General features: G+C 66.7%; 23 protein-coding genes. 5 read left to right on the top strand and 18 right to left on the bottom strand.

Translation table 11 applies throughout. The features are described 5' to 3' along the window. The first annotated feature begins 26 nt into the window (after positions 1–26). Genes B4920_RS14935 through B4920_RS14925 form a run of 3 tightly spaced genes read left to right on the top strand, consistent with a single transcriptional unit; the run spans position 27 to position 3,748 of the window. A complete protein-coding gene (locus B4920_RS14935; protein WP_079435494.1) occupies positions 27–1,037 on the top strand; it encodes a glycosyltransferase family 4 protein in 1,011 nt (336 codons plus the stop codon). 8 nt (positions 1,038–1,045) lie between these two features. Next, the gene (locus tag B4920_RS14930; protein ID WP_079435493.1) at positions 1,046–2,911 is read left to right on the top strand and encodes a nucleoside-diphosphate sugar epimerase/dehydratase; all 1,866 of its coding nucleotides are present in this window, start codon (positions 1,046–1,048) and stop codon (positions 2,909–2,911) included. Positions 2,912–2,914: 3 nt separating this feature from the next. Next, the gene (locus B4920_RS14925) at positions 2,915–3,748 is read left to right on the top strand and encodes a symmetrical bis(5'-nucleosyl)-tetraphosphatase (protein ID WP_079435492.1); all 834 of its coding nucleotides are present in this window, start codon (positions 2,915–2,917) and stop codon (positions 3,746–3,748) included. A gap of 3 nt (positions 3,749–3,751) precedes the next feature. On the opposite strand, the gene B4920_RS14920 is transcribed toward B4920_RS14925, so the two are convergent. From B4920_RS14920 to B4920_RS14870, 11 genes are all read right to left on the bottom strand, one after another. Beyond that, on the bottom strand, positions 3,752–4,423 hold the full coding sequence (locus B4920_RS14920; protein WP_173862668.1) for a 1-acyl-sn-glycerol-3-phosphate acyltransferase: 672 nt from the start codon (positions 4,421–4,423) through the stop codon (positions 3,752–3,754). A gap of 77 nt (positions 4,424–4,500) precedes the next feature. After that, positions 4,501–5,259, bottom strand: a complete 759-nt coding sequence (locus tag B4920_RS14915; protein WP_079435491.1) for a GNAT family N-acetyltransferase — start codon at positions 5,257–5,259, stop codon at positions 4,501–4,503. A gap of 272 nt (positions 5,260–5,531) precedes the next feature. Next, a complete protein-coding gene (locus B4920_RS14910; RefSeq protein WP_079435490.1) occupies positions 5,532–5,987 on the bottom strand; it encodes a glycine zipper 2TM domain-containing protein in 456 nt (151 codons plus the stop codon). A gap of 11 nt (positions 5,988–5,998) precedes the next feature. Continuing rightward, complete coding sequence (locus tag B4920_RS14905; protein WP_079435489.1) at positions 5,999–6,934, bottom strand: carbohydrate kinase family protein; 936 nt, start codon at positions 6,932–6,934, stop codon at positions 5,999–6,001. 98 nt (positions 6,935–7,032) lie between these two features. After that, positions 7,033–8,481 (bottom strand): DUF3426 domain-containing protein, encoded by a 1,449-nt coding sequence (locus B4920_RS14900; protein WP_079435524.1) that lies wholly within the window; start codon positions 8,479–8,481, stop codon positions 7,033–7,035. Then, positions 8,478–9,380, bottom strand: a complete 903-nt coding sequence (prmA, locus tag B4920_RS14895) for a 50S ribosomal protein L11 methyltransferase (protein WP_079435488.1) — start codon at positions 9,378–9,380, stop codon at positions 8,478–8,480. Before prmA ends, B4920_RS14900 begins: the two co-directional genes overlap by 4 nt. 47 nt (positions 9,381–9,427) lie before the next feature. Further along, positions 9,428–10,789: an acetyl-CoA carboxylase biotin carboxylase subunit gene (gene accC / locus B4920_RS14890; RefSeq protein ID WP_079435523.1), complete on the bottom strand. Its 1,362-nt coding sequence runs from the start codon at positions 10,787–10,789 to the stop codon at positions 9,428–9,430. Positions 10,790–10,798: 9 nt separating this feature from the next. Then, positions 10,799–11,260, bottom strand: a complete 462-nt coding sequence (gene accB, locus B4920_RS14885) for an acetyl-CoA carboxylase biotin carboxyl carrier protein (protein ID WP_079435487.1) — start codon at positions 11,258–11,260, stop codon at positions 10,799–10,801. A gap of 58 nt (positions 11,261–11,318) precedes the next feature. After that, positions 11,319–11,816, bottom strand: coding sequence for a type II 3-dehydroquinate dehydratase (gene aroQ / locus B4920_RS14880; protein ID WP_079435486.1), 498 nt, complete (start codon positions 11,814–11,816; stop codon positions 11,319–11,321). 60 nt (positions 11,817–11,876) lie between these two features. Further along, positions 11,877–12,437: a TlpA disulfide reductase family protein gene (locus tag B4920_RS14875; RefSeq protein ID WP_079435485.1), complete on the bottom strand. Its 561-nt coding sequence runs from the start codon at positions 12,435–12,437 to the stop codon at positions 11,877–11,879. Continuing rightward, positions 12,434–12,994, bottom strand: a complete 561-nt coding sequence (locus B4920_RS14870) for a hypothetical protein (RefSeq protein ID WP_254050952.1) — start codon at positions 12,992–12,994, stop codon at positions 12,434–12,436. The genes B4920_RS14875 and B4920_RS14870 overlap by 4 nt, the downstream gene beginning before the upstream one ends. Before the next feature lie 152 nt (positions 12,995–13,146). Between B4920_RS14870 and mpl the strand changes: the two genes are divergently transcribed. Beyond that, positions 13,147–14,493, top strand: coding sequence for a UDP-N-acetylmuramate:L-alanyl-gamma-D-glutamyl-meso-diaminopimelate ligase (gene mpl / locus B4920_RS14865; protein ID WP_079435483.1), 1,347 nt, complete (start codon positions 13,147–13,149; stop codon positions 14,491–14,493). Between the two features lie 105 nt (positions 14,494–14,598). Here the strand turns inward: mpl and B4920_RS14860 are convergent, their stop codons facing one another. The 4 genes from B4920_RS14860 to B4920_RS14845 are packed head-to-tail and all read right to left on the bottom strand — an operon-like array spanning position 14,599 to position 17,867. After that, positions 14,599–15,660, bottom strand: coding sequence for a heme A synthase (locus B4920_RS14860; protein WP_079435482.1), 1,062 nt, complete (start codon positions 15,658–15,660; stop codon positions 14,599–14,601). Further along, positions 15,657–16,556 carry a heme o synthase gene (gene cyoE, locus B4920_RS14855; protein WP_079435481.1) on the bottom strand — a complete coding sequence of 300 codons (900 nt, stop codon included), beginning with the start codon at positions 16,554–16,556 and terminating at the stop codon, positions 15,657–15,659. Before cyoE ends, B4920_RS14860 begins: the two co-directional genes overlap by 4 nt. A gap of 25 nt (positions 16,557–16,581) precedes the next feature. Beyond that, the gene (locus tag B4920_RS14850) at positions 16,582–17,136 is read right to left on the bottom strand and encodes a hypothetical protein (RefSeq protein WP_079435480.1); all 555 of its coding nucleotides are present in this window, start codon (positions 17,134–17,136) and stop codon (positions 16,582–16,584) included. Further along, positions 17,136–17,867 (bottom strand): SURF1 family protein, encoded by a 732-nt coding sequence (locus B4920_RS14845; RefSeq protein WP_254050947.1) that lies wholly within the window; start codon positions 17,865–17,867, stop codon positions 17,136–17,138. The genes B4920_RS14850 and B4920_RS14845 overlap by 1 nt, the downstream gene beginning before the upstream one ends. A gap of 28 nt (positions 17,868–17,895) precedes the next feature. Between B4920_RS14845 and B4920_RS14840 the strand changes: the two genes are divergently transcribed. Then, positions 17,896–18,090, top strand: coding sequence for a twin transmembrane helix small protein (locus tag B4920_RS14840; RefSeq protein WP_088179474.1), 195 nt, complete (start codon positions 17,896–17,898; stop codon positions 18,088–18,090). Here B4920_RS14840 and B4920_RS14835 read toward each other — a convergent pair. The 3 genes from B4920_RS14835 to ctaD all read right to left on the bottom strand — a co-directional run bounded on the left by B4920_RS14835 (position 18,087) and on the right by ctaD (position 21,267). Next, positions 18,087–18,959 carry a cytochrome c oxidase subunit 3 gene (locus B4920_RS14835; protein WP_079435477.1) on the bottom strand — a complete coding sequence of 291 codons (873 nt, stop codon included), beginning with the start codon at positions 18,957–18,959 and terminating at the stop codon, positions 18,087–18,089. The genes B4920_RS14840 and B4920_RS14835 overlap by 4 nt on opposite strands. Positions 18,960–18,969: 10 nt before the next feature. Then, the gene (locus B4920_RS14830; RefSeq protein ID WP_079435476.1) at positions 18,970–19,527 is read right to left on the bottom strand and encodes a cytochrome c oxidase assembly protein; all 558 of its coding nucleotides are present in this window, start codon (positions 19,525–19,527) and stop codon (positions 18,970–18,972) included. Positions 19,528–19,668: 141 nt separating this feature from the next. Then, positions 19,669–21,267, bottom strand: coding sequence for a cytochrome c oxidase subunit I (ctaD, locus tag B4920_RS14825; RefSeq protein ID WP_079435475.1), 1,599 nt, complete (start codon positions 21,265–21,267; stop codon positions 19,669–19,671). Between the last annotated feature and the right edge of the window lie 2 nt (positions 21,268–21,269).

Genomic DNA, 21,269 nt, shown 5'->3' with positions numbered 1-21,269 from the left:
TTCCGTTTCCTTCACGACAGGCAAGCATGTCCGATGCATTGCGCTGGCTGGCCGTGCCGATGGCATGGCTGGCGGCTTGGCTGACCACGCGGGCGTGTTGTCATCCCGCGAGTCGGCTGTATTTTCTCGATCATCCGAACGATCGTTCCCTGCATTCGCAGCCTATTCCGCGTACCGGCGGCGTGGGCGTGATGGTCGGCAGTCTGGTCGGGGTGGGGCTGACGGCGGCGTCAGGCTGGCTGCCGGCCAACGTGCTGCTGGCTTTCGGCGGGGCGGGCGTGCTGGCCCTGCTCGGGCTGCTCGACGACCGTCACACCCTGCCGGCGCGCCTGCGCTTCCTCGTGCAGGTGCTGGTGGCCGGCGGCTTCCTGTATGGCGCGGGTTTTTCGCTGGACTGGGTGACGGGCGCCCTGCTGCTGGTGTCCCTGGTGTGGCTGGCCAATCTCTACAACTTCATGGACGGCTCGGATGGGCTGGCCGGGGGGATGGCCCTGTTCGGCTTCTCTGCCTATGCGGTGGCGGCCTACCTGGGGGGGCGCTTCGGCCTGGCGCTGGCGAGTGCCGCCGTCGCGGCGGGGGCCGCCGGCTTCCTGCTGTTCAATTTTCATCCGGCGCGCATTTTCATGGGCGACGTGGGGTCGGTGCCGCTCGGCTTCCTGGCGGGATCCCTCGGCCTGGTGGGCTGGGGCGGCGGGGCATGGCCGCTGTGGTTCCCGCTGCTGGTCTTCGCCCCCTTCGTGCTGGATGCTTCCGTCACCTTGCTGAGGCGCGCCCTGCGCGGCGAGAAGGTGTGGCAGGCGCACCGCAGCCACTATTACCAGCGCATGGTGCGGATGGGCCTCGGGCATCGGGGCACCGCACTGCGGGCCTATGCGTTGATGCTTGGAACGGGTATCTCGGCGGTGCTGATCCTGCCGTCAGGGTTTTCGCTGCAGTGCATCACGCTTACAATGTGGGCCATCGTTTTTCTGGTGGTGGGCGTGTGGATCGACCGCCGCTGGCGGCGTTTCAACGCCGCCGAGACCACCAAATCCTGAAAGAATCTATGTCGCGGTCATTGCTGGTGTTCCTGTCGGACCTGTTCGGGGTCGCGCTGACGTGGTGGCTGGCCTATCTGATCCGTTTCAATACCGATATCCCCGCCGATTTCATGCCGGCCTTCGGCGTGGCGCTGCCCGTCGTGCTGCTCCTGCAGGGCATGTTGCTGCGGACCTTCGGGCTGTACCGGGGTGTCTGGGTGTTTGCCAGCTTGCCGGACCTGTTGCGCATTCTGCGCGCAGTGGGGGTCGCCACCCTGGTGACGCCGCTGGTGCTGGTCGTGGCGGTGCGTTACCACCCGACGGTGCCGCGGCTGATCTACATCCTGCAGCCCCTGCTGCTGATCATGTACATGGGGGGGACGCGGGCCCTGTACCGGACCTGGAAGGAGTTTCGCCTGTATGGCGCGCTGCGCGCCCAGGGGCAGCCGGTCATCGTGATGGGCGCTGGAGAGGCGGCAGTAGGCCTGATCCGGGAACTGTCCCGCTCGTCGGAGTGGCGGGTCGTCGGTCTGCTCGACAAGACGCGCGAGAGCGAAGGGCGCGAAATCTACGGCTGCAAGGTGCTGGGTGCCTTTTCCGACCTGGCGCGGGTGGCGGCGGAATACCGGGTTGGCCACGCCATCATCGCCCTGCCCCAGGAGCGCCATGAGTTGCGCCGCAGTGTGACCAGCATCTGTGTACGGGCCGGCGTCAAGGCGCTGACGGTGCCGGCCATCGAGGACGTGATGCTGGGCCGGGTCAAGGTGGGCGATGTCCGCCAGGTGGATGTGGAGGACTTGCTGGGGCGCGATCCGGTGCGCATCAATGCGGCGGAGGTCAAGGAGTATCTGCGCGGCAAGACGGTGATGGTGACCGGCGCCGGCGGGTCCATCGGTTCCGAGCTGTGCCGCCAGATCGCCCGCTTCGAGCCGTCGGTGCTGGTCTGTTTCGAGCTGTCCGAATTTGCGTTGTACCGCTTGTGCGAGGAGTTCCACGCCTATTTCCCGAACGTGCAGCTGGTGCCACTGGCCGGTGACGTGAAGGATGCGGTCCGCGTGGACGAGGTGCTCAACCGCTACCGCCCCCACGTGATCTTCCACGCCGCGGCCTACAAGCATGTGCCGCTGATGGAGGACGACAATGCCTGGCAGGCGGTGCGCAACAACGCGCTGGGAACCTGGCAGGTGGCGCGCAGTGCAGTGGCTTTCGGCATCCCGCGTTTCGTGCTGGTGTCCACCGACAAGGCTGTCAATCCGGTCAATGTGATGGGCGCCACCAAGCGCCTGGCGGAGCAGGTGTGCCAGTCGCTGGCGGCCCAGGGGCGGACGCAGTTCGAGATCGTGCGCTTCGGCAATGTGCTCGGCAGCGCAGGGAGTGTGATTCCCAAGTTCCAGGAGCAGATTGCCGCCGGTGGGCCGGTGACCGTGACCCACCCGGAAATCACCCGCTATTTCATGTCGATCCCCGAGGCGGCCCAGCTGGTGCTGCAGGCGGGGTCGATGGGCAAGGGTGGTGAGATCTTCGTGCTCGACATGGGGGAGCCGGTGAAGATCGCCGAGCTGGCCCAGGACATGATCCGCCTGTCGGGGCGCAGCGCGGATGAGATCCGCATCGTGTTCACCGGTTTGCGTCCAGGCGAAAAGCTGTATGAGGAGGTTCTGGCCGACAGCGAGGAAACCCGGGCCACCCATCATCCCAAACTGCGCATCGCACGGGCGCTGACCGTCGAGGAGGGCTGGCTCGATGCGTTGCTGCTGTGGCTGCGTCAGCGTCGGCCCGTGGAGGGGCCCGAGGTGCGCCGGGAGTTGCGTCGCTGGGTGCCCGAATACACGCCTGCCAATATCACCGCGCCGCATCTGCGTCCGGTAGTGAAGACCGCAGCAGGGAGCTGAAGAATGGCGACTTATGCAATCGGCGACATCCAGGGCTGTTTCTCGTCCCTGACCGCGCTGCTCAATCGGGTTGCCTTCGATCCGGCCCGGGATCGCCTGTGGCTGGTCGGCGATCTGGTCAACCGGGGGCCGGATTCCCTGCACACCCTGCGTTTCGTGCGCGATCTGGGGCCGGCGGCGGTCACCGTGCTGGGCAACCATGACCTGTATCTGCTGATGGTGGCCCACGGAGCGATCCGCAGCCGGGGCAAGGACGACACCATCCAGGCAGTGCTCGATGCGCCGGACTGTGAGGACCTGCTGAACTGGCTGCGCACGCGGCCCTTGATGCATGTCGAGAACGGTTTCGCGATGGTCCATGCCGGCCTGTTGCCGGGCTGGACGGTGCAGCAGGCCCGGGCGCTGGCGCGGGAGGTGGAGGGGGCGCTGGCCGGACCCTACCACGCGGACCTGTTGCGCAACATGTGGGGCAGCGAGCCCGCTGCGTGGAGCGATGGGCTACGCGACTACGAACGAATGCGGGTGATCGTCAATGCGATGACGCGCATGCGCTTTTGTACGGCGGACGGCGTTATGGATTTCAAGGTCAAGGGCGAGGTGGCCAAGGCGCCGAAGGGCTACCTGCCCTGGTTCGAGGTCGCGGGGCGCAAGAGCGCCGAAACCACCGTCGTCTTCGGCCACTGGTCTGCGCTGGGCCTGCGCGTGGAGCCGAACCTGCTGGCGCTGGATTCCGGCTGTCTGTGGGGGCGTGAGCTGACCGCCGTGCGCCTGGAAGACCGGACCGTCTTCCAGGTGGCCTGTCCGGGCCTGGCCCACGGCAAGCCGAAACCTTCCTGAACGTCAGTCGCCGATTCGCGCCACGATGGCTTCCCGCGCCGCGTGGGCGATGGCCTTGCGGTCCGGCAGCGCACCGGGCGGGATCGCCGGTGCGACGCGTACGCGGGCGATGATTTCCGGTTCGGCGATGATCGCCTTGATGCAATCGAGCAGGCTGATGTCGCCATCGTAGGCCGGCGCGCGGGTATGGCGGCCGTCCGGCAGGCGGTAGGCGATGGCCAGCGGCTGGATGGGTGCGCCGGCTTCGATGGCCGGCTGCAGCAGGGCGGCGTGGAAGCCCAGCACGTGGCTGCCGTCGGTGGTGGTGCCTTCCGGAAAGATCGCTACGTGGCGGCCCTGGCCGAGCAGAGCGCCGATTTCCCCATTCACGATCCTGGCGTGGCCACGGCTGCCGCGGCGCAGGAAGACCGTTTCGTTCTTCGCGGCAAGCCAGCCGATCAGCGGCCACTGGCGGACCTCGGCCTTGGATACGAAGGCGGCCGGATAGGCCGCGTTGATCACGAACACGTCTATCCACGACACATGGTTGGCCACCAGCAGGCAGCCGGGCACGACGAAGGGCTCGTCGGCCTGCAGGCGGATGCCGAGGACGTCCAGCAGGCGGGCCGACCAGCGCTGGCGTTGACGCAGGCGCTTGGCCGCGGGCAGGAAGGGAAAGGCGAGCGCCGCCAGCAACAGGCCCTGCAGCAGATGTCCTGTCAGGCGGGCTGCACGGAAGATGCGGATCAGGCGGGGGGTGGAGCCGGCGGGTTTCAGTCCTTGCGTCCCATGAAGTGTTTGGCGTAGCGGGCGTCGAGCCGGGAAACCGGCAGCAGGATCGGCAGGTCGGCCGTGTTGAAATCCGGGTCCCAGGCCGGGTCGCCGCAGATCCATGCGCCGGCCCGCAGGTAGCCTTTGATCAGCGGCGGCGTGTCGGCATCGAGATCCTGGCGCAGGGCATGGATCGGCAGCGGCGTGCGGGGGAAGACCCGGTATTCGAGCGGGCTCAGATGTTCGTCCTTGAGGCGATTATACAGGCTGGCTGCGGCGTGCCCGCCGTCGGCCATGCTGATCGACGCACAGCCGATCAGGTAGTCATGATTGTTCTCGAGCATGTAGCGGGCGAGGCCGGCCCACAGCAGCGTGATGACGGCGCCGGAGCGGTAGTCGGGATCGATGCAGGAACGGCCAATTTCCACCATGCGGCCGCGCAGGTGGCGCAAGCGGGTCAGGTCGAATTCGCTCTCGGAATAGTAGTTGCCCACTTCGCGGGCCGCTGACGGCGACAGGATGCGGTAGGTGCCGACGATGCGGCCGGCATCCTCGTCACGCACGATCAGGTGCTCGCAGAAAGCGTCGTACAGGTCGCGATCGACGCCTGGTGTGCGGCTCGACAGGCGGGCCCCCATTTCCTCGGCGAACACGCGGTAGCGCAGCTTCTGGGCCTCCAGAATCTCGGTGGAGCAGCTTGCCAACCCGACGTACAGATTACGGCCGGGGCGCTGGGCGACGTGTTGTTCCTTGTGCAGCATTGACGGAATCCTCATTGGGTTTCCGCGCATTGTGAAAATGCTGCATTGCGGTGCCGTGAAGGGGCGGTTACGGCCGTGTGACCGGGGGCGATTGATGCGTGCCGCAGCCTGACTGGCCCTCCCGACAGGGGGGCGCCGGCGCAGCCCTCGTGCGGGTTGTGCCTGTGGGGGCAAATTCATTCGCCCCCACAGGATCTTTCTGCAGGCTCCTTGGCCTCAGCACCTCAGCACCTCAGCACCTCAGCACCTCAGCACCTCAGCACCCCAGCACCTCAGCGGCTGACGCGGGTGTTGCGACCGTCCTGCAGCAGGCGTACGCGCTCGCCGGGCTTGAAGTTCTCGCCGCCGTCTTCCTGCACGATGGCCAGCAGTTCGCCGTTGTCCATCTTGAGGGTGACTTCCACGCCCTGCTTGCGGGTGAAGCCCTCTTCGGCGGCCGCACCGGCGATGCCGCCCGCGACGGCACCGACCACTGCGGCGATTGCGGCGCCCTTGCCGGAACCGACCGTGCTACCGGCTACGCCACCAATGGCGGCGCCGGCAACGGTGCCGAGCGGCGTATTGGTGCCTTCCAGCTTCACGGGGCGGACGCCTTCGATGACGCCCATGCGCACGCTCATCACGCGGCGGGTTTCAGTCCGTTCATAGTCGCCGCCACCGAGGCCGGAGGCGCAGCCGGTCAGGTTGACGGCGGTCAGCAGGGCGAGGGTCAGAGTCAGGAGTCGCATGGGGTGTCCTTTCACCACAGGGTTGAGCCGAAAGCCGTGCGGTAGGCGTCGGCGATCTGGTCGCGGTTGGGGGCGTGGTTTTGCCCGCCACGGCTGGCAATCTTGAGTGCGCCCATCAACGAGGCCAAGCGTCCGGTCTGATCCCAGTCCAGTTCGTGCTCGATGCCGTAGAGCAGGCCGGCCCGGTAGGCATCGCCACAGCCGGTGGGGTCTTCGAGGGCGGCGGCGCGGGCGCATGGAATGTCGATGCGGCGACCGCCGGTGTAGATCTCGGAGCCTTCGCCGCCACGGGTGACGACCAAGGCCTTGACCTCGTTGGCCAGCGTTTCGATGCTGCGTCCGGTGCGCTCGCTGAGCAGGCGCGCCTCGTAATCGTTGACCGTGCAGTAGTCGGCCAGTTGCAGGCAGGCCAGCAATTCCTCGCCGTTGAACATCGGCAGGCCCTGGCCGGGATCGAAGACGAAGGGGATGCCGGCCTCGGCGAACTGGCGCGAGTGTTCCAGCATGCCGTCGCGGCCGTCGGGGGCGACGATGCCGAGGGTGACGCCCTTGGTGTGCTCCACCTTGTTGAGGTGGGAATGCACCATCGCGCCCGGATGGAAGGCGGTGATCTGGTTGTCGTCCAGGTCGGTGGTGATGAAGGCCTGGGCCGTGTAGGTGCCGGGAACGTGGGTGACATGGGCGCGGGACAGGCCGAGGCGCTCGAGGCGTTCCAGGTAGGGGCCGGCGTCGTCGCCGACGGTGGCCATGATCAGCGGATCGCCGCCGAGCAACTTGAGGTTGTAGGCGATGTTGCCGGCGCAGCCGCCGAATTCCCGGCGCATCTCGGGCACCAGGAAGGAGACGTTCAGGATGTGGATCTGCTCGGGCAGGATGTGATTCTTGAAATGGTCCTGGAAGACCATGATCGAATCGAAGGCGATGGAACCGCAGATGAGCGTGGACATGGCGTCGGGAAGGTGTAGGCGAATCGATTATAGGGTCCGCCCGGACAGGGCGAGCGCGGGCGAATGTTGCCGGATGTTACCCCCGCGGGTCTGACCGTTCAGGGGTAGAACGCGTAGACCCGGTAGCCGGCGGCGGCCACGCCGGGCGCTTCGAAGCGGACCCGGGCGGCCACTTCCTTGCGTGCCGGGAAGGCATCCTGGGGCATGTCGGCGGGCAGCCATTGCTTGGGCTCCAGGACCCGGCGGACCAGGGCCTTGTCGCGGGCGTCGGTCAGGGTGATCTCGAGGTGCGGCCAGGCCTGCGCAAACTCGGCGCGGTTGCGCAGGGTGGCGTGCAGGGTGAAGAAGGCTTCCCGGCTGGCGTCCGGCTGGATGTCGGAGCTTTCGATGGTGATCGATGTGGACTCGCGGGGCAGCGGCAGCTCGCAGCCCATGCCGGCACATACGCTCTCCATGAAAAGCCGCATCTGCGCTGATGACTGGGCGATTTCGCTGCGGAACACCAGCACCCCCTGGGCCAGCAGGGCCAGCACCAGCAGCGTGGCGCCGGCGGCCCAGGCCACCTGTTGCAGGGCAGAGGGACCGGTGGCCTCCTCAGGCTCTTCCGTGAAGGCTTCGCGCTCTTCCGGCTCGTCCTCCTCGGGCTCGCTTGAGCTGGCGTCGGCAGGGGGGCGCTCGATCGGGAGTCCGCTTGCCAAGGCCTGTGCCTCGGCGCTTGCTACCGGAAGGTCCTCCTCCAGTGCCTGCAAGGGTGTGCCGGGGGTGTCGTCCACCACCTTCTTGTGCAGCAGCGAGTCGAAATCCAGCGGACCTTCGTCGATGAGGGATGCGTCGGGGGGGCTCTTCAGGTCGAGTTCAGACGCGTCCGGCCAATCGGGCTTGAACGCGAATGGGGCAACGGGGGCTCCGGCGTCTGCCGCCGATCCATCTTCATCCTCGTCTAGCGCATCGTCGGCCAGGGCTTCGTCCGCCGTAGACGCCTCGGGCGTGGGTTGGATGTCTTCTTCCGGCCATTGGTCGAGGGCTTCGAACTGGATTTCGCCTATGGGTTCGATGCGTTCGTCCACGCTCTGTGGTGCCTCAGGCGGGGCATCGGACGATGGGGCTTGCTCGTCTTCGAAGGTGATGAACGCCGGGGCCTCCAGTGCATCGCTGTCCGCGGGGGCTTCCGTTTGTGAAGTCGGCGGGGTCGGCTCGCCCGGCGACGCCACTTCGTCTGTGGCTGTGCTGTCGGGAGCCGGCGCTTCTTCCCGGGCAGGTTCTGCCGGGAATGGGGCGGCGTCGTCCAGGGGAGGCTCCGCGGGATCGCCGGTTGTTTCAGGGGGCTTTTCCTGCAGGACAAACAGCGACGGGGCCGTGCTGACCGCGGGGGCATGCACCGGCTCCCGCGGCAGGTCGTCGGCCAGCGCCTCTTCCTCGACCTGGTTTTCCAGCGCGTTGAAGGGATGCTGGCACTGGCCGCAGCGCACCCGCCCGTGGCGGGCGCTCAATTGCTCGGGACGCACCCGGAAGGTGGTTGAGCACGCCGGGCAGCGCGCAAGGATCATGACTCGGCCGATAACGGCAGCTCGCCTTCGAGGCGGACCCAGCCGTCCAGGGTGGCACCCACATGCAGGGCGATGAAGGGGGCGTAGGCTTCGATGACGTCGCCGGCCTGGGCTTCCAGTACGCCGGACAGGGCCAGCTTGCCGCCGGGGGCGACGCGGGCGGCGAGCAGCGGGGCCAGCATCTTGAGCGGATTGGTCAGGATGTTGGCGACGACGCGCTGGAAGGTGCCGTCGAGGGGCTTGGCCGAAACCTGCAGGTGCAGGCTGACGCCGTTGTTGGCAGCGTTGTCGGCTGCGGTGTCGACCGCCTTCTCGTCGATGTCCACGCCGGTGACCTCACCGGCCCCCAGCTTGGCGGCGGCAATCGCCAGGATGCCGGAGCCGCAGCCGTAGTCGAGGACGCTGACGCCCGGCGTGATCTCACCGGTCAGCCATTCGAGGCACAGGCGGGTGGTGGGATGCGAGCCGGTGCCGAAAGCCATGCCCGGGTCGAGCACCAGGTTGATCGCGTCCGCATCCGGGGATTCGTGCCACGACGGCACGATCCACAGCCGCTCGGTGATGCGGATCGGATCGAACTGGCTCTGGGTGAGCTGCACCCAGTTCTGTTCTTCGACCTCTTCGATGGTGAACGGCGGCACCGTTTCCAGCCCAGCGGCAGCCGAGGCGGTGGCCAGTGCCGTGGCGAGATCGGTGTCGGTGTCGAACAACGCGACGACCCGGCTGTGGTCCCACAGGCTGGCCGGGTGCATGCCCGGCTCGCCGAACTGGGGTTTTTCCGCGTCGGTGCCGGCATCTGCATCGTCGATGCTGACCGACAGTGCGCCGTGCTCCATCAGGGCTTCTGACAAGGCTTCGGCGCGGGTCGCGTCAGCCTGCAGGATGACCGAGATCCACATTCAGGCCTCCTTGGATGACGGATTGAGCGAGTGGGGGCGCGCCATCATCAGTTCTTGCTGACGTCGTTGCGGCCCGCCAGCTTGTGCTCCAGGTAGTGGATGCTGGTGCCGCCCTCGACGAAGCGGGCATCGAGCATCAGTTCCTGGTGCAGCGGGATGTTGGTCTTGATGCCTTCCACCAGCATCTCAGACAGCGCGATGCGCATGCGGCGGATGGCCTGGTCGCGGGTGTCGCCGTAGGCGATCAGCTTGCCGATCATCGAGTCGTAGTGCTGTGGCACGGTGTAGCCGCTATATACGTGGGAGTCGACGCGGATGCCGGGGCCACCGGGCACGTGCCAGTTGGTGATCTTGCCGGGGCAGGGGGTGAATTTGAACGGATCTTCCGCGTTGATGCGGCATTCGATTGCATGGCCGCGGAACTCGATGTCCTTCTGCCGGTAGTTGAGCTTCTGGCCGGCGGCGACGCGGATCTGTTCCTGCACGATGTCCACGCCGGTGATCAGCTCGGTGACCGGGTGTTCGACCTGCACACGGGTGTTCATCTCGATGAAGTAGAACTCACCGTTCTCGTACAGGAATTCGAAGGTACCGGCGCCCCGGTAGCCGATCTTGCGGCAGGCCTCGGCGCAACGCTCGCCGATACGGGCGATATGGCGGCGCTCGATACCCGGAGCGGGGGCTTCCTCGATGACCTTCTGGTGGCGGCGCTGCATGGAGCAGTCGCGTTCGCCCAGGTAGATGGCGTTGCCGTGCTGGTCGGCCAGGATCTGGATTTCCACGTGACGCGGATTCTCCAGGAACTTCTCCATGTAAACCGTCGGATTGCCGAAGGCTGCACCGGCTTCGGCGCGGGTCGTCGTGACGGCGTTGATCAGCGCGGCCTCGGTGTGCACCACGCGCATCCCGCGACCGCCGCCGCCGCCGGCGGCCTTGATGATTACCGGGTAGCCGATGGCCCGGGCGATCTTGACGATTTCCTTCGGGTCTTCCGGCAGCGCACCGTCGGAGCCGGGCACGCAGGGCACGCCAGCCGCCTTCATGGCATCCTTTGCGGAAACCTTGTCACCCATCAGGCGGATGGTTTCGGCGCGCGGGCCGATGAAGACGAAGCCGGACTGCTCGACCCGCTCGGCGAAGTCGGCGTTCTCGGACAGGAAGCCGTAGCCCGGGTGGATGGCTTCCGCGTCGGTGACTTCAGCGGCCGAGATCAGCGCCGGGATGTTGAGGTAGCTGAGGGCCGACGAGGCCGGGCCGATACAGACCGACTCGTCGGCCAGCTTGACGTACTTGGCCTCGGCGTCCGGCTCGGAATGGACCGCGACGGTCTTGATGCCCAGTTCGCGGCAGGCGCGCAGCACACGCAGGGCGATCTCGCCCCGGTTGGCGATCAGGATTTTTTCGAACATCGCCATGATTTAGCCGATGACGAAGAGGGGTTCGCCGTATTCCAGCGGCTCGCCGTTTTCGACGAGGATGGCCTTCACGGTGCCGGCTACTTCGGCTTCGATCTCGTTCATCAGCTTCATGGCTTCGATGATGCACAGCACGTCGCCGACGGCGACGCTCTGGCCCACTTCGACGAGGGGCTTGGCGCCCGGCGCGGAGGCGCGGTAGAAGGTACCGACCATGGGCGACTTGACCACATTGCCCTCCGGCAGGGCCGATTCGGCTGCGGCAGCGACAGGTGCTGCCGAGGCGAAGGCGGGAGCGCTGACGGCGACCGGCGCAACGGGGGCCTGGGCGACGTAGCTGACCGGCGCGGGGCCGGAGATGTGCTTGGCGATGCGGACTTTTTCCTCGCCTTCGGTGACTTCCAGCTCGGAGATGCCAGACTCCTGGACCAGGTCGATCAATTTCTTGAGCTTGCGAAGATCCATATTATTCCCCTTGATATGTGAGGCGGCCGGCAGCATGGCCGGCCCGCCGATGTCTTGTTCAGGCGCGAGCTGCGCGCAGACGGGCGAGGGCGAATTCGAGGGCGAGTTGGTAGCCCTGGGCGCCCAGCCCGCAGATCACTCCCACCGCCTTGTCGGAAAAGTAGGAGTGATGGCGGAACGGCTCGCGGGCGTGGATGTTCGACAGGTGCACTTCGACGTACGGAATGGCGACGCCGGCGAGGGCGTCCCGCAGTGCGACGCTGGTGTGCGTGTAGCCTGCCGGATTGATGACGATGAAATCGACGGCTTCGCTTTCCGCAGCCTGCACGCGGTCGATCAGTTCGCCCTCGTGGTTGCTCTGGAAGGACTCCAGCAGTACGCCGTCGGCTTTGGCCCGACTTTCCATCGCGACATGGATGTCGGCGAGGGTCGTCAGTCCGTAGATGCCGGGCTCCCGGCGGCCGAGCAGGTTCAGGTTGGGACCATGCAAAACGAGAATCCGCTGTTGCGGCGGGTTGTCATTATGGGCTTCCTGGGTGCGGGTTTTGCGCGTCATGAGTGCAAGTTTGCCGTAATTACGCGCAAGTTGTCCACCGCGCAGCCCTGCTCGGAAGCGTCAGGACTTGCTCAGTTCGGCGAGTTTGCGGTCCAGCTCCTGCTCGGACAATTCGCCCAGCTTGACCAGGCTGATGCTGCCGTTGCGATCGATGACCAACGTGAAAGGCAGGCCCTGGGAGCTGTTGCCGAGTTCCTCGGTGAGCTGGACCAGGGACGGATCGGCAATCACCAGCGGGTAGGCGACCTGTTGCTTGGCCAGGAAGCCGGCCACATTCTTGGCAGTATCGATGCTCACGCCGACGAATTGCACGCCTTTGCCGGCATATTTGCGGCTCAGGGCCGAGAACGCCGGGATCTCCTTGCGGCACGGCGGGCACCAGGTGGCCCAGAAGTTGACGACCAGCACCTTGCCCTTCCAGGCCGAGAACGGTTGCTGGGTGCCCTTGGCGTCGGGCAGATCGAGTGCCAGCAGCTTACCGAGCGCGGTGCGCTGGGTCTGGGATAGGTTGCTTGCCGGTGTCGCGGCGATGGCGTTGCTGGCGTAGGAGGTATACAAACCGGCCGCTCCGGAGGTCAGGGCGACGGCGGTGACGAGGGCGAGGGTGGTGCTGCGACTCATGGATGGATGTGGGCTTCTGCCGAAGTTTCGTTGATGAGCGCTTCGACGACGGACAGGCGCGCGCGTTCCATCTGGCGTGCGCCATGGTTGCCGCGGCGGTTCAGGCGCTCCACGTCGGGGGAGTAGATGCGCAGCTTGAACGGGATGTCGTCCCAGTCGAAGACGAGGATGGCTTCCGGGCCGTCGGGCTGGTTGCGGCGCGGCTCCCGGTGTTCGTAGGCGACGTCGTTGTTGAGGAAGAAAATCTCCACTTCCTTGGCGCTCTCGGGGAACAGGTCGATCTCTACTTCCGAGTAGCGACCGGCGGTGCCTTCCAGCACCGGTCCGGTGAGGTAAGGACGGAAAGGCTCCAGTTCGCGCATCACTGCGACGGCGGCCGAGCGCATGACGTACTGGCGCTCCAGGTGTTCTTCGTCCTGGAAAACGGCGAGGTAAGTGCGGACTTCGGCTTCGATCTCCGCGTTGTTGGGCAGTTCGTCGGCGGCGAGGGCGCCGAGCTGGCGGGCGGCCTTGCGCTTGGCAAAGCCATAATCGCTGATGCCGTCTTCGGCGATCATGCGGGCCGCCAGGGCGGCGATCTCGCGGCGCAGATTGCTGCGGTGTGGAACGGCAGGGCGCGGCATGGGCGGTCGGAGCTCCCCGTTCGATTAGAATGCCAACCATTCTACACACGACTGTTGCGGCACTGTTTCTGTCGCTTAGACGAATAATGCACATACACATTCTTGGAATCTGCGGAACCTTCATGGGCGGCGTGGCCCTGCTGGCGCGGGCTGCCGGCCATACCGTGACGGGCTGCGATGCCAACGTCTATCCGCCGATGAGCACCCAGCTCGAAGAGCAGGGCATCCGCCTCGTCGAGGGCTACGGGGTTGAGCAGCTCGACCTGGAGCCGGACATGTTCGTCGTCGGCAACGCGATTTCCCGCGGCAATCCGCTGCTGGAGGAGATCCTCGACAAGGGCCTGCCCTATGTGTCGGGTCCTCAATGGCTGGCCGAGAACGTGCTGCAGGGGCGCTGGGTGCTGGGCGTTGCCGGTACCCACGGCAAGACCACCACCACTTCGCTGCTGGCCTGGATCCTCGAGGATGCCGGCCTCAATCCGGGGTTCCTGGTCGGCGGCGTGCCGAAGAACTTCGGCCTGTCGGCACGGCTGACCGAGTCGCCGTTCTTCGTTATCGAGGCCGACGAATACGATACGGCCTTCTGCGACAAGCGCTCCAAGTTCGTTCATTACCGTCCGCGGACGCTGATCCTGAACAACCTGGAGTTCGATCATGCCGACATCTTCTCCGACCTGGCGGCCATCGAAACCCAGTTCCACCACCTGGTGCGCACCGTGCCGCGGCTCGGCCGCATCGTCGCCAATGCCGCCGAAGAATCCCTGCCGCGGGTCATGCAGCGCGGCTGCTGGTCCGAGCTGGAATGGTTCAACGACGCGGCGGGCTGGTCGGTGGTGGAGGGGGCCAGCGAGGACGAGGTGGTGGTCCGTCACCTGGGCAAGGAGATCGGACGCCGCCGCTTGCCTTTGTCCGGCCGTCACAATCGCGCCAATGCGCTGGCGGCGATCGCCGCGGCGCGGCACGTGGGGGTTACGCCGGAAGTGGCGTTGGATGCGCTGAGCCGTTTCGAGGGCGTCAAGCGCCGCCTCGAACTGCGTGGCACGGTGCGCGGGGTGGCGGTGTATGACGATTTCGCCCATCACCCGACCGCGATCACGCTGACCGTCGAAGGCCTGCGCCGCCAGGTTGGTGATGCGCGCATCCTGGCGGTGCTGGAGCCGCGCTCCAACACCATGAAGCTCGGCGTGATGAAGGACCAGCTACCGGCCAGCCTGACCCAGGCCGACAAGGTCTTCTGCTACGCCGCCAACCTGGGTTGGGACGCCCGCGCGGCCTTGGCGCCGATCGCTGGCAAAACGGTGGTCGAGGATGATCTGGAGGCGCTGGTGGCCGCCATCGTCGCTGAAGCCCGCGACGGTGATCGGATCCTGGTCATGAGCAATGGTGGTTTCGGCGGCATCCACGGCAAGCTGCTGACCGCCCTCGGGCAGTAAGCCAGGGGGTATCCCCTGCGGGGGGCTCCTGTGAGGGCGAACTCGTCCGCCCCCACAGATTCGTCCTAACAAGCAGGGAGCGTCCGGTCCCGGCGCTCCCGTCATTCAGCGTGCCGATTCCGTATCCAGCTTGTCGAAACGTCGCGGAAAGCCCGCTACCGGTTGCCGGTGGCGGGCTTTTTTCTTCTGCAAAAGGGGCAGGACCACGGCCAGGGTGACGCATAGCAGCAGCGCAGCGCCGGTGTTGTGGGCGACGGCCAACGGCAGCGGCAGTTGCTGCAGCACGTTGGCGATGCCCAGTCCGATCTGCAGGCCCAGTGCGCCGAGCAGTGCAAGGCCAGGCCAATGGCTGTGTCGGCGGGCCAGCAGGCGGACGCCGAGGCCGCCGGCGACCAGCAGCACCACGCCGGCGAACAGGCGATGCGTCCAGTGGATGGCGGTCAAGGCGCTGGCTGGCAGCAGGGCGCCGCTGGCGGTGATGCCCAGTTCGCGGTCCAGCGTGAAGGCATGATGGAAATCCAGCGGCGGGCTGAAGCTGCCCTGGCAGGTTGGAAAGTCCGGACAGATGGCCGCGGCGTAGTTGCTGCTGACCCAGCCACCGAGGGCGATCTGCACGATGACCGTGGCCAGCGCCGCGCCGGCGTGCGCCCGCAGACTGGCGCTGGTGCCTGCCGCCGGACGGAGACCGCGCCCTTCCCGCAGCACCAGGGCCGCCAGCAGCGCCAGTGTCGTCATGCCGCCGAGCAGGTGGCAGGTGACGATCACCGGCTTCAGCAACTGGGTGACGGTCAGCATGCCGAGGGTAGCCTGTACCAGCACCACGGCGAGCAGGGCCAGTTCGAGCGTCGGCTTGCGCCGGGCGCGTTGCCGCCAGCCGAGCACCGCCAGGCCGGCGATGCACAGACCCAGCGTGCCGGCGGCGTAGCGGTGGATCATCTCTTTCCAGGCCTTGCCGGCCTCGATGCGCTGGCCGAAGGCCGTTTCCGCAGCGCTTACTTCGTGGGCACGTTCCGGCACGCCAACCAGATGACCATAGCAGCCGGGCCAGTCCGGGCAACCGAGGCCGGCGTCGGACAGGCGCACCCAGGCCCCGAGGGAAACCACCACCAGGGCAAGCAGGAAAGCGACGATGGCGAGGCTACGCCGGCCGGATGGGCGCGCCCTCATGCCAGGCGGTCCAGGAAGAGGGCCGCGAACAGGCCGGTGAGGTAGATCAGCGAATAGCGGAAGGCGTGCCGCGCACGGGCGTCCGAGTAATCGCGCCACAGGGTCCAGGCCTCCCGCAGGTAGCCCAGGTTGAGCAGGCTGACCAGCGCCAGATAGACGCCGCCGGACAGGCCCAGCGTGCACGGCAGGTAGGACACGGCCGCCAGCAGGATGGTGTATAGCAGGATGTGCAGGCAGGTCAGCGCCACGCCGTGGCTGACCGGCAGCATCGGCAGGCCGGCGCGGGCGTATTCCTCGCGCCGGTAGCAGGCCAGTGCCCAGAAGTGGGGCGGCGTCCACAGGAAGATGATGAGGAACAGGGCCAGCGCCGGCAGGCCGATGCTGTCCGTCATTGCCGCCCAGCCGAGCACCGGCGGCATGGCGCCGGAAGCACCGCCGATGACGATGTTCATTGGGGTGGCCGGTTTCAGGATCACGGTGTAGACGATGGCGTAGCCGAGAAAGGTGGCGAGGGTCAGCCACATGGTCAGCGGATTGACCGCCACGTGCAGCAGCCACAGGCCCGAGCCGCCGGTCAGGCAGGCCAGGCCGAGGGTCTCCGCCGGGCTGATCAGCCCCAGCGGCAGCGGACGGCCGCGGGTACGTGCCATGCGGGCGTCGATGCTCCGCTCCACCAGGCAGTTGATCGCCGCGGCGGCACCGGCCACCAGCGCGATGCCGACGGTGGCGGCGAGCATCAGGCCGGCCGGCGGCCAGCCGGGTACGGCGAGGAACATGCCGATCAGCGCGGTGAACACGATCAGGCTGTTCACCCGCGGTTTGCACTGGGTCAGGAAGGCGGCGAGGCGCAGGCCGAGAGGCGCGGGGGCGGCGGTGCTGCGGAAGGTCGTCGGCATCGTGGTCTCTCCGGGGAATGCGTTCTCAGCCGGCCCAGGCATAGCGGAGCAGGCGTTCCATGTCCTTCAGGATGTTGTGCGGGTCGGCGTCGGGGGCGTAGCGCAGGATGATCTTGCCGAGCGGGTCCACCACGTACACCCGGTGCCCGTGCCCATCCAGGTCGAAGGCCGCGCGGGCGGCGGCGCTGCGCGCCACGGCGGCATGCAGGTCGGGTTGCAGGGCGTGCAGCGGGGCGACGTCGGGCGCTGCCTGATCGGACAGCCAGGTGCGCTGGACCCGCGGCATCTGCTTGTAGAGGGCGACGTGGATCTGGCGGGTGGCGACGATCCAGTTGCGGCAGGCGGTGTCGCAAGGGCCGGGGCCGGCGACCACCAGGCTCCAGTGGCCGTCGAAGTCCTGTTTGCCGAGAGGCTGGCCGGAAGCGTCGGCCAGCGGCGGCAGCGCGCGCGGCGGGGACAGCAGTTCGCCGTGGTTGCCGGGTTGGTCCGGATGCCAGCCCCAGGCATACAACCCTGCGCCGACTGCGAAGGGCATCAGCAGCAAGGCCAGGATCAATAGCAGCGGGCGGTAGCGGCGCATCAGCGGCGCCTCCAGCCGAGGGCCAGCCAGATCAGCATCGCGGAGGCGGCGAAGCCGTACCACTGATAGGCGTAGGAAAGATGGCGTTCGAGGCGCTCGTCCGGGCGCGGCCAGTCGCGCACGAAGCCGGCAGGCGCGGCGGCATCCAGCTGTACCACCACCGGTTGCACCGGCCACGGTACGAGCCGGACGAAGCGGGCCAGGTCGAGGTTCTGCCAGACCGGCTGCCAGTTGGTGCTGTCGCCGTCGCCCAGCGTGAAGAAGCGGGTGCTCGGTACGACGGCGGTGCCGCGCAGCTCCAGCGGGCCGCTCGGCGTATCCACCTGTGGAATGTCCGTGTGGCGGGCGGAAGCCGGAATCCAGCCGCGGTTCACCAGCACGCGCATGTTGCCGCCGTCGATGTGGAAGGGGGTGATCACGTGGTAGCCGGCCTGTTCCCGATGGACACGGTTGTCGACGAGGAACTGGCGTTCGGTCTCGAAGCGGCCACGGATCAGCACTGGCCGCGAGCGCAGGCTGTCGGCATCCATCGGCGTGCTGCCAAGGCTGACCGGCGCGTCGGTGCTGCGCTGGTCGAGCACGGCCTGGGCGGCCTGCTTGCGTTCGGCCTTGCCGTACTGCCAGTGGCCGAGCTGGAGGCAGCCGGCGGCGACGGCCAGCGAAAGCACGCCGCCCCACAGGGAAGGGCGGAAGCGGCGGCCGCTTGTGATGGCCCGGACGCCGGCGCACAATCGGCGAACCGGGTTCGGGGAGCGGGCTGTGGCATTCAAGTTGGCCGTGGTGTTCATGCTGTTGCTGGTGGTCGGCAGCCTCTTTTCGGGCTTGTTCTTCCTGTATCGCGACAAAGGCAACGGCGACCGGGTTGTGCGGGCGCTCACCTTGCGCGTCTACCTCTCCCTTGTGCTCTTTCTCGGCCTGCTGCTGGCCTGGCATTTCGGCGCCGTGGGGCGCTAGAGCCAATAGACCACGACGAACAGCAGCAGCCACACCACATCCACGAAGTGCCAGTACCAGGCCACCGCCTCGAAGGCGAAGTGGCGTCTGGCGTCGAAGTGCCCGGCCAGGCAGCGGCCGGTGACGACGGCCAGCATGATCGCGCCTAGTGTGACGTGGAAACCGTGGAAGCCGGTCAGCATGAAGAAGGTGGCGCCATACACGCCGGCGCCCATCGTCAGGCCCATTTCGGTGTAGGCATGGTGGTATTCGTAGGCCTGGAAGCCGAGGAAGATCACGCCGAGCAGTACGGTGAGGATCAGGCCCAGGTTGAGCTGGCTGCGGGAGCCCTTCATCAGGCCCCAGTGGGCAAAGGTCAGCGTGACGCCGGAGCTCAGCAGCAGGGCCGTGTTGATCGCCGGGATGCCCCAGGCGCCCATCGGCGTGAACGGAGCGCCCTTCGGGCCGGCAGTCGGCCAGGCGGCGGTGAAGTCCTTGTACAGCGTGAAGGCCGGGTCCATGTGGGCGAGGGCCGGCACCGAGATGTTGCGGCAGTAGAACAGCGCGCCGAAGAAGGCTGCGAAGAACATCACCTCCGAACCGATGAACCACACCATGCCCTGGCGGAAGGACTTGTCCTCCCAGTCGGTGTAGGCGCCGCGCTGGTTTTCGGCGATCACCGCGCCGAACCACTTGAACAGCACGAAGATGATCACCGCCGAACCGCCAGCCATCACCCATGGCCCCGGCGCGAACTTGTTCATCAGCAGGATGAAGCCCAGCGCCAGCAGGAACATGCCGCCCGACAGGAAGACCGGGTAGAGGGTGGGCTGCGGCACATAGTAGTGGCCGGCGTGCGGCGCGGCGGAGTTGGCGTGCGAGGCGTTCAAGGCGGACTCCCTAGTTAGGATTCGGTGCCGGGAAGAAGGCGTAGGCCAGCGTCAGCTCGCTGACTTCCTCGCCGATGTCGCCGTCGATGACGAAGGTCAGGGCCATCTCGCGGCTCTCGCCGGGGGCGAGGGTCTGTTGCTTGAAGCAGAAACAGTCGAGCTTGCGGAAATGGCGGGCCGCCACGGTCGGCGATACGCTGGGCACGGCCTGGCCGACGATGGTCTGGTCGGACAGATTGCGGACCAGGAAGCGGGTGGTGCGCAGTTCGCCGGGATGGATCTCGATGGATGGCTCGAGGGGGCGGATCTCCCACGGCAGGCCGGGCATCAGCGTGGAAGTGAATTGCACGCCCAGGCTGCGGGCGTAATTCACCGCGCTCGGCGGTACGTCTTTGGCCTGGATGGTGTCCTTCAAGGTTTTGCCGTTGAAGCCCACCGCGCGGCACAGGGTGTCGTAGAGCGGTACCAGCGCAAAGCCGAAGGCGAAGAAGGCCGCCGCCACCAGCAACAGGCGGATGACCAGCCTGCCGTGCCGGTGCGGCGGCGGATTGAGGGCGGCTTCCCGCATGGCGGTGTCAGCGCTCGATCAGGAAGCCGATCAGGTACAGGCCCAGCGCGATGGCGCCGAGTATCCAGGCGAAGCGTGACGAAGCGCGACGGCGCTCGGCCAGGTCATCGGACGTGAAATGCATGATGTCCTCCTACTTGATCAGCCTGCTTTGATGACGGGCTGGGTTTCCCAGGAGTGGTGGGGCGGCGGGGAGCTGAGTTCCCATTCCAGCCCCTCGGTGCCTTCCCACACCCGGTCGGTCGCCTTGTCGCCGCCTTTCACGCAGCGCCACACGTTGTAGGCGAAGATCAGTTGCGACAGGCCCAGCGCGAAGGCCCCTACCGTGGATATCGCATTGAATTCGGCGAACTGCAATGCGTAGTCGGGAATGCGCCGGGGCATGCCGGCGAGGCCCAGGAAAAACTGGGGCATGAAGGTGAAGTTGAAGCTGATCACGGTCAGCCAGAAGTGCAGCTTGCCGAGCTTCTCGCTATACATGTGGCCGGTCCATTTGGGCAGCCAGTAGTACACGCCGGTCATCACGCCCATGATGCCGCCGGCGAACAGCGCGTAGTGGAAGTGGGCCACCACGAAGTAGCTGTGGTGATACTGGGCGTCGGCGGCCACGTCGGCCAGCACGAGGCCGGTCAGCCCGGCGATGCCGAACAGTACGATGAAGCCGAGGGCGAACAGCATTGGCGTCTCGAAGCTCATCGCGCCGCGCCACATGGTGGCGATCCAGCAGAAGAACAGCACCGCCAGCGGCAGCGAGATCGACATGGTGCTGTACATGAAATACAGCAGGGCCGGAACCGGCAGACCGGAGGTAAGGAAGTGGTGGGCCCACACGATCAGGCCCAGCACGCCAATCGCGACGAAGGACCACACCTGGGCGGTATGGCCGTAGATCGGTTTGCGGGTGAAGGTTGACAGCACGTGGGGCATCAGGCCCCACACCGGCAGCAGCAGGATGTAGACCTCCGGGTGGCCGAAGAACCAGAACAGGTGCTGGAACAGGATCGGGTCGCCGCCGCCGGCAGCGTTGAAGAAATGGGTGCCGAAGTGGCGGTCGGTGAGCAGCATGGTCACGCCGCCGGCGAGCACCGGCAGGGTGATGATCAGCAGCACCGCGGTGACCAGCCAGCCCCAGCAGAACAGCGGCATCTTCATCAGCGTCATGCCGGGGGCGCGCATGTTGAGGATGGTGGCGATGATGTTGATCGAGCCCATGATCGAGCTGATGCCGAGGATGTGGATCGAGAAGATCGCGAAATCCACCCCGATGCCGCCCTGCACGGACAGCGGTGCGTAGAGGGTCCAGCCGGTGGCGACGGCGCCGTCGCCGATGCCGAACAGCGCCAGGAAGAAGGGCATCGTCAGCAGCAGGGCGGCCGGCGGCAGCAGCCAGAAGCCCCAGTTGTTGAGGCGCGGCAGGGCCATGTCCGGCGCGCCTATCATCAGCGGGATCATCCAGTTGGCGAAGCCGGTGGCGGCCGGCATCAGCGCCGCGAAGATCATCACCAGCGCATGCACGCCGATCAGCTGGTTGAAGAACTCCGGCTTCATCAGCTGCAGGCCGGGTTGGAACAGTTCGGCGCGCACCCCGAGGATCATCGCCCCGCCGACGAAGAACATCAGCAGGGAGAAGCTCAGGTACATCGTGCCGATGTCCTTGTGATTGGTGGTGGTGAGCCAGCGCAGCAGACCGGTGGGGTGGTGGCCGTCATGGTGATCGAGGGCATGGGACGCGGTGTTCATGC

It is taken from the genome of Zoogloea sp. LCSB751 (genome assembly GCF_002028455.1).
In the GTDB taxonomy this organism is placed as follows: Bacteria; Pseudomonadota; Gammaproteobacteria; order Burkholderiales; family Rhodocyclaceae; genus Zoogloea.
The sequence above is the reverse complement of the archived record's forward strand: the minus strand, read 5'-3'. Positions and strand labels throughout refer to the sequence as shown.

Excerpts from the sequence above, each read along its gene's own strand:
- mpl (WP_079435483.1), top strand. The coding sequence starts at position 13,147 with ATGCACATACACATTCTTGGAATCTGCGGAACCTTCATGGGCGGCGTG.
- B4920_RS14910 (WP_079435490.1), bottom strand. The coding sequence starts at position 5,987 with ATGCGACTCCTGACTCTGACCCTCGCCCTGCTGACCGCCGTCAACCTG.
- B4920_RS14830 (WP_079435476.1), bottom strand. The coding sequence starts at position 19,527 with ATGCGGGAAGCCGCCCTCAATCCGCCGCCGCACCGGCACGGCAGGCTG.
- prmA (WP_079435488.1), bottom strand. The coding sequence starts at position 9,380 with ATGTGGATCTCGGTCATCCTGCAGGCTGACGCGACCCGCGCCGAAGCC.
- aroQ (WP_079435486.1), bottom strand. The coding sequence starts at position 11,816 with ATGACGCGCAAAACCCGCACCCAGGAAGCCCATAATGACAACCCGCCG.
- B4920_RS14915 (WP_079435491.1), bottom strand. The coding sequence starts at position 5,259 with ATGCTGCACAAGGAACAACACGTCGCCCAGCGCCCCGGCCGTAATCTG.
- B4920_RS14900 (WP_079435524.1), bottom strand. The coding sequence starts at position 8,481 with ATGATCCTTGCGCGCTGCCCGGCGTGCTCAACCACCTTCCGGGTGCGT.
- B4920_RS14935 (WP_079435494.1), top strand. The coding sequence starts at position 27 with ATGTCCGATGCATTGCGCTGGCTGGCCGTGCCGATGGCATGGCTGGCG.
- ctaD (WP_079435475.1), bottom strand. The coding sequence starts at position 21,267 with ATGAACACCGCGTCCCATGCCCTCGATCACCATGACGGCCACCACCCC.
- B4920_RS14925 (WP_079435492.1), top strand. The coding sequence starts at position 2,915 with ATGGCGACTTATGCAATCGGCGACATCCAGGGCTGTTTCTCGTCCCTG.
- B4920_RS14875 (WP_079435485.1), bottom strand. The coding sequence starts at position 12,437 with ATGAGTCGCAGCACCACCCTCGCCCTCGTCACCGCCGTCGCCCTGACC.
- B4920_RS14930 (WP_079435493.1), top strand. The coding sequence starts at position 1,046 with ATGTCGCGGTCATTGCTGGTGTTCCTGTCGGACCTGTTCGGGGTCGCG.
- B4920_RS14905 (WP_079435489.1), bottom strand. The coding sequence starts at position 6,934 with ATGTCCACGCTCATCTGCGGTTCCATCGCCTTCGATTCGATCATGGTC.
- B4920_RS14850 (WP_079435480.1), bottom strand. The coding sequence starts at position 17,136 with ATGCGCCGCTACCGCCCGCTGCTATTGATCCTGGCCTTGCTGCTGATG.
- cyoE (WP_079435481.1), bottom strand. The coding sequence starts at position 16,556 with ATGCCGACGACCTTCCGCAGCACCGCCGCCCCCGCGCCTCTCGGCCTG.
- accB (WP_079435487.1), bottom strand. The coding sequence starts at position 11,260 with ATGGATCTTCGCAAGCTCAAGAAATTGATCGACCTGGTCCAGGAGTCT.
- B4920_RS14860 (WP_079435482.1), bottom strand. The coding sequence starts at position 15,660 with ATGAGGGCGCGCCCATCCGGCCGGCGTAGCCTCGCCATCGTCGCTTTC.
- accC (WP_079435523.1), bottom strand. The coding sequence starts at position 10,789 with ATGTTCGAAAAAATCCTGATCGCCAACCGGGGCGAGATCGCCCTGCGT.
- B4920_RS14870 (WP_254050952.1), bottom strand. The coding sequence starts at position 12,994 with ATGATCGCCGAAGACGGCATCAGCGATTATGGCTTTGCCAAGCGCAAG.